The sequence below is a fragment of the Mesorhizobium sp. M7A.F.Ca.CA.002.09.1.1 genome (genome assembly GCF_003998555.1).
Classification (GTDB): Bacteria; Pseudomonadota; Alphaproteobacteria; order Rhizobiales; family Rhizobiaceae; genus Mesorhizobium; species Mesorhizobium ciceri.
In genome coordinates, this window is sequence record NZ_RZRR01000289.1 from 1 (window position 1) to 5,848 (window position 5,848).

Consider the following 5,848-nt stretch of genomic DNA (forward strand, 5'->3'; position numbering starts at 1 on the left):
CCCCGTCGGCGCCGAAGCCCGAACTGAAGTTGGCGGCAAAGCTCTGCGTGTCGTTGGTGGTAAGAACCGACTCGTCGACGGTCAGCGTCGGCTCGGCGCCGGTGGTCGAGATGCTCGGGCCATCATCCTTGAAGTTGAGGTTCTGGCCGATGTCGAGGCTGGCCGACAGGTGGTCGCCATCCTTGTCGGTGACGGTCGCGGTGAGCGTGACCAGATTGTCGGCGGCCAGGCTGGTGCTGTCGTCGGGGTTGCTGGCGTCGGCATGGACCACCGCCCGGAGCTGGTCGAGGGTGACGGCGCCGGCGGCGCTGACGGAGACGGTGAATACGAGGTCGTTGGAGCCGATGGTGTGGCCTTCGACGACGCTGCCATTGAGCGAGAGGATGACCGCCTGGCCGGTCGCCGTGTCGATCAGACCCGAAGGGCCTGCCACGACGCCCAGTGCGTAGGTCAGCGTGCCGGCCCCGTCGGCGCCGAAGCCCGAACTGAAGTTGGCGGCAAAGCTCTGCGTGTCGTTGGTGGTAAGAACCGACTCGTCGACGGTCAGCGTCGGCTCGGCGCCGGTGGTCGAGATGCTCGGGCCATCATCGTCGAAGTTGATGTGGGAGCCGACCTCTTCGCTATAGGCGTTGGTGCTCGTCGCCGAGAAATGGAACTCGGAGATGTCGCACCCCTCGTTTGCATCGACCCCTTTGACCGTCAGCCGATCCATTGGGCTGCCGGTGGTGATATCGACGGTGGTGGTGTTGTCGAGCCCGGTGATGGTGACGGCGTTTCCGGTCCCGCTGAGCCCGGTGACGGTGATGTTGCCGCTGCCGGTCGCATAGGTGCCATCGACAGTGATGACGGACGCAAACCCCGATGTACCCGTCAACTTGATGCCGGTGATATCCACGGGGCTGGTCGTGGTGCCGTCAAAGAAGTTCGTGCCTTGGTCGTTGCCCGTATTGTTGAAGGCGCTGACGGTGACGTCCACACGCGCAGTCGGAGTGGAAGGTGTGATCTGGCTGATCGTGAACCCGGCCTGCGTGATGGTCTCGATGTGGTTGCCGTACTGGATTTGCGACGCACTCCCTGCGTTCAGGGTACCGCCGGTGACAAAATCGACCTGCAGCGTTTCGTTCGGATTGATGCTCTGGTTGTTGATGCCGAAGCCCTGTTCGCTGACGTTGGCACTGCCACCGTTCAAACCGATTACCAGCAGCTGCTTGGAAGCGTCATTGGCCGAATTGATCAGATAGAAATCATTGTTGCCGGGCGCGGCGGCTGAGCCCAGAAAACTAGCCACGGAGGTGCCGGTGACCGACGCGAACACCTTGTTGGTCAAACCGATACGATCGTCCGGATTGGTCGCGTCCGGATTGAGCAACGGCACATACTCGACCGTGTACAGGTCCGCATTGGTGGCGCTGGTGCTGACCAGCCCAAACGAGAAAGCGAGCGGGCCGGTTGCGGCCGGTGCGGCCGACGGGTCAGAGGTGCCGATGACACCGATTACGACGTTTGCATGGGGCGGGTCTGCGTCTTTGAACAGCCAGACATAATTGCCATCGACCGTCTGAATGCCGCTGTTGACGCCGACGGTGGTGGAAAACGGGGTTCCGGTGAGATTCTGGGAGAGAACGACCGAGGTGATGGTTTCTCCCGCACTCGCCGAGGCCACGACGAAGTTGGCCTGGAAGGCGACCTCCGGCGAGGTCAGCCCACCCGGATCGTCGAGACTTAGGAGATATTGCACCGTGGGGTTGGTATCGTAAGGCGGAATGGCCGGATTGATATCATCGTCCGTAAATCCGGTGGTCTCGTCGAGGACGATGTCCTGGGTCAAGATGTCGAGTGCCATGGAGATTCTCCTTGGTTCAAAATTCTCTCTGGAAAAGGGATGCAGCCCCTAATGCCGGAAATGCACCTACCCCGGTGCAGCCGGTCGCATACTGAAATGCGCCCCTCCAATTTCATTGTGCCGCCGGCGCAGAGGGCGCGTCCATTCCCGCTTCGATAGTATTGCGGTCAATGTCCGCACCTGATCGAACGATATATATCCTTCGATAGGTCAGGTTGACGGGCGCTGCGGGGAGGTCGCGCAGGCACGCGCCAGATGCCGCCAGACGGCTCTGCGGCCGTTGCCGTGCGTACAATGTCGGTGCGAGTGGAGAGTGTTCAGAGCAGGCCGGTTCGGCCCATTCCCGGACGCTCGGCGGCTTTGCCGTGCGTCATCCAGGCCAGTTCCGCCCGGCCGCCTAGGTGCAACTTCTCGTAGACGTGATGCAGGTGCATCTTCACCGTGCCTTCGGATAAATGCAGCCGCTGCGCGATGGTCTTGTTGCGCAGCCCGCGCGAGACGAGATCGGCGATTTCGGTCTCCCGCCCGGTCAGCCGGGACATTGGCTGCGGCTGCGAGCCGGGCATCAGCAGCTGCTGGACGATCTTGTTGTCGATCCACTTCTTGCCCGCCGCCACCGCATTCACGCATTCGATGAGAAAGCGGTGGCTGATGCCGTCCAGAAACAGGCCATCGACGTCGAGCGTCTGTATTTCCCTGACATCGAGCCTGCCGGTTGGCTGCACGATGAAGATGATGCCGAGAGCGCTGTTGCCGGCCTTCAGCCGTGAGGAAAGACCTGATGTCTGCTGATCCGCGAGATCCACGCCTACGATGACCATATCAGGCTGATGGCGCTCCACATGAGCGAGAACGTCCACAGGGCGGCGACACTGGGCGACAACATCGTGTCCAGCCTTCTGCAACACCCATTCCAGACCGGCGAGATATACCCCCCGCGGGTCCGCGACAACCACTGTTGACATGCGAACACCGTCCGTAAAAAACGCAACGAACTTGGTTAAATACCCGTAAAATCAGGAAACCAGAGCCCACATCGATTGTCAAGGAATAGCTAATATACATATTGCTATAATCTACGACGGACCGGCGGGCTCCCTCGCAGCGTAGCAGGCCGGCTGACGATTCTGCGGAGGCGATGCTGGACTTGGTTGAAATGCCAGCGTTTCGATTGCACGTGGATCCGCGGAATCGAAGTCGAAATCGCCGGACGTCTCACCGCACTCCTGGGTGAGAAATTTGCTAGCGCCAGCGCGCTACCGCCTTTCCCCCCACGCGTCGAGCTGCCAATTCAGGCTTCGATGCTACGGCTGAACGGGCCGAGCTTGTGCGGTGAGACGGCGTTACCTGGTCGACCGCAAGCGAGCATTTGCCGGTGAAGGCTGACAGCGAAAGCAATCCGACGGCGGCTTCAAATATTCAGGTTGAACTGCGGGTATGCCGTCGGCAACCGGGGGCATTCCGAAAAACGCTGCGAAGTGAAAGTCTCACCCAAGATACGGATGAGGCAAGAGACATCTGACTGAGCGGGTTGCTGCTCGCAGGAAGCCGTCCCTGCGGTCTGCGCTTGGATGGTTTCGTTTCCATGGCGCGAGGTGCGCTGTTCTTCACCCGTTGTCGTCGAATGTCGCAGCAAAGTGCCTTGCGACTGGGAGGAGACCTGGAATGAACGACATCAAATTCACGTCCGGCCTGAGCGTGGTGGCAGATGCCCATGTCGCCTTTCGCGGCACGCCCTTCGTCGAACGGACGGCGCCACTGAACCAGAACGCACTCTGGATGCGCTGGGACAGGAACATGGTCGTCGATTGCTACTCCGATATGGTCGAGGAACTGGCGGCTATCCGCAACAGGGTGGCCATGGGCGACATGTCACCACTGTCGAAATATGTCATTGCCGGTCCGGATGCCGAGAGGATGATGGATGCGCTCATCCCGCGCGACATCAAGAAGCTGCAGGTCGGCCAGATCTACTATGCACCGTGGTGCGACGAGAACGGCCATGTCGTCGGCGACGGTCTGGTTTTCCGCATGGACGAAACCACCTTCCGCGTTTCCGCCGATCCCGGCCTTTCCTGGTGGAAGCAGCATGCCGAAGGCCTCGACGTCCGTGTCACCGACATATCCGATAGCTACGGCATCCTCACCTTGCAGGGACCGCGTTCCCGCGAAGTGCTGGAGGCTGTCACCCAGTCCGTGCAGGAATTGCCGTTCTCTCGCTTGGCCATCGTCACAATTGCCGGCAGACGGGTCGAGATCCTGCGCCAGGGTTTTACCGGCGAGCATGGCTATGAATTGTGGGTCAAGGCGGATGACGGCGCCGCCGTGTGGGACGCGGTCGAGGCGGCAGGCAAGCCTTTTGGCATCCTTCCTGCCGGCGCCTGGGCGCTCGACATAGCACGTCTCGAAGCCGGGCTGCTGATCGTTGGCTACGACTATACAAGTGCCGGCCCAGACCATGGCGGCGCCAGCATTCAGGCAGCTGGAAAGTATCGTGCGTCGCCCTTCGACCTCGGCCTGGGCCGGCTGGTCGACTTTCGCAAGGCCGATTTCATCGGCAAGGCGGCGCTGCAGCGCATGTCGAACACGGGTGACCATCGCCAGCTCGTCGGGCTCGACATCGACTGGTCGCAAGCCCTCGACGGCAAGGGGCTTGAGAGCAATGCGCCCGGAAATCTGCGGCGCGTGCAGTGGTATCCGCTGAAAGCCTTTCGCGGCGGGAAGGAAGTTGGGCACGCCAGCAGCGTCGCCTGGTCACCTTCGACCGGCAGGATGATCGGCTTCGGCCATCTGCGGCGTGAGGCCGCCGAGACCGGCACCGAGCTCACGCTGAAGTGGAACAAGGATGGCGTGGCGGCCGATGTCAGGGCGCGTGTCGTGGGGCTGCCGTTCCTGTCGCTCAAACGCGCCGCCAACGGGTAGCGAAACGCTGTTTCAGAACTGAGAGTCCTGTCGTTGCATCCTCCCGTGACGACAAGCCGGGCAGCTGGTCTGCCCGGCTCCCATTGCCGCGGCCTACGGTGCCGCGAAATCGTGAAGCTGGTCGGGAGAGACCTGGAAAGATCATGAACGACATGCGCCAAGAGCTTATCCAGACGCGAGGTTCGGCTACATTTGTGTTCGACGCGGAGGTGTCGATCGAACTGGCACCGGCGCAGGCACGCACCTTTGCGCCACCAGCCGACTGCTTCCCGCTTGGCTCGCGCGTCTTTCTTACTCACCTTCCCGGCAAGCCCGAGGCTTTGCAAATCGAAGCAGCGCGCCGGATCAAGGAGTTGGGCTTTGTGCCGGTGCCACATCTGGGCGCGCGGAACTTCAATTCGGAGCAGGACTATGTCGATCTTGTCACCGCCCACAGTCGAAACGGGATAAGCGAAGCGCTCTTTCTTGGCGGCAATCCGGCTCTCTTTCCGGGGCCGTTGGGAGAGGCAACCCAGTTGCTCGCCCATCCCGTGGTCAAAGACAGTGCGATACGAACCGCCTTCGTTGCCGGCTATCCGGAAGGGCATCCAAGCATCGTCGAAGCCGTGCTGACGGACGCATTGCGGCGCAAGCTCGACATCTGTGCCGAGCGGTCGCTGGAAGCCAGGGTCGTATCGCAATTCGCCTTCGATGGCGACATGATCGCCGCCTGGGCGAGCAGTCTGCATACGGCGCATCCCGGGCTGCCGGTTCATGTTGGTCTGGCCGGTGTGACCAGCCTTACCAAACTCATCCGGTTCGCCATGATGTGCGGTGTCGGCCCTTCGATCGCGGCGCTGCGGCGTTCCGCCAGCGGCCTCTTCAACATCGTGGCCGACCGGAACCCAGCCGAGATCTTACAAACCATGGCGGCAAGCTACCCGGCGCCGACCGCGCCACTACACCTCCATTTCTTCCCATTCGGCGGATGGGAAAAGACGCTTGCCTGGTTCGCCGATTATCGCGAGGCGTGCTGGCCGCGGGTCAACGAACGATGAATTGTGCAGCGCTTCGACTGTCGTTCATTCTGACGCTGTCCTGCGA

Annotated in this window: 4 protein-coding genes; 2 read left to right on the forward strand and 2 right to left on the reverse strand. The window is 61.5% G+C overall.

Features of this window, described 5'->3' with window-relative positions; translation table 11 throughout:
• Both EN994_RS14670 and EN994_RS14675 read right to left on the reverse strand, forming a co-directional pair.
• Window positions 1–1,843: DUF5801 repeats-in-toxin domain-containing protein (locus tag EN994_RS14670; protein WP_245466030.1), on the reverse strand; the 1,843-nt coding region annotated here is incomplete at its 3' end.
• A 317-nt stretch (window positions 1,844–2,160) separates the two neighbouring features.
• The gene (locus EN994_RS14675; RefSeq protein WP_244506859.1) at window positions 2,161–2,799 is read right to left on the reverse strand and encodes a response regulator transcription factor; all 639 of its coding nucleotides are present in this window, start codon (window positions 2,797–2,799) and stop codon (window positions 2,161–2,163) included.
• 709 nt (window positions 2,800–3,508) lie between these two features.
• On the opposite strand from EN994_RS14675, the gene EN994_RS14680 reads away from it, so the two are divergent.
• Together EN994_RS14680 and EN994_RS14685 are read left to right on the forward strand one after the other, a co-directional pair.
• Window positions 3,509–4,765 (forward strand): aminomethyltransferase family protein, encoded by a 1,257-nt coding sequence (locus tag EN994_RS14680; protein WP_013529879.1) that lies wholly within the window; start codon window positions 3,509–3,511, stop codon window positions 4,763–4,765.
• 143 nt (window positions 4,766–4,908) lie between these two features.
• Window positions 4,909–5,802: a methylenetetrahydrofolate reductase gene (locus tag EN994_RS14685; protein ID WP_013529880.1), complete on the forward strand. Its 894-nt coding sequence runs from the start codon at window positions 4,909–4,911 to the stop codon at window positions 5,800–5,802.
• Window positions 5,803–5,848 lie beyond the last annotated feature (46 nt).

Coding starts and splice junctions, on each gene's coding strand:
- EN994_RS14680 (WP_013529879.1), top strand. CDS start 3,509: ATGAACGACATCAAATTCACGTCCGGCCTGAGCGTGGTGGCAGATGCC.
- EN994_RS14685 (WP_013529880.1), top strand. CDS start 4,909: ATGAACGACATGCGCCAAGAGCTTATCCAGACGCGAGGTTCGGCTACA.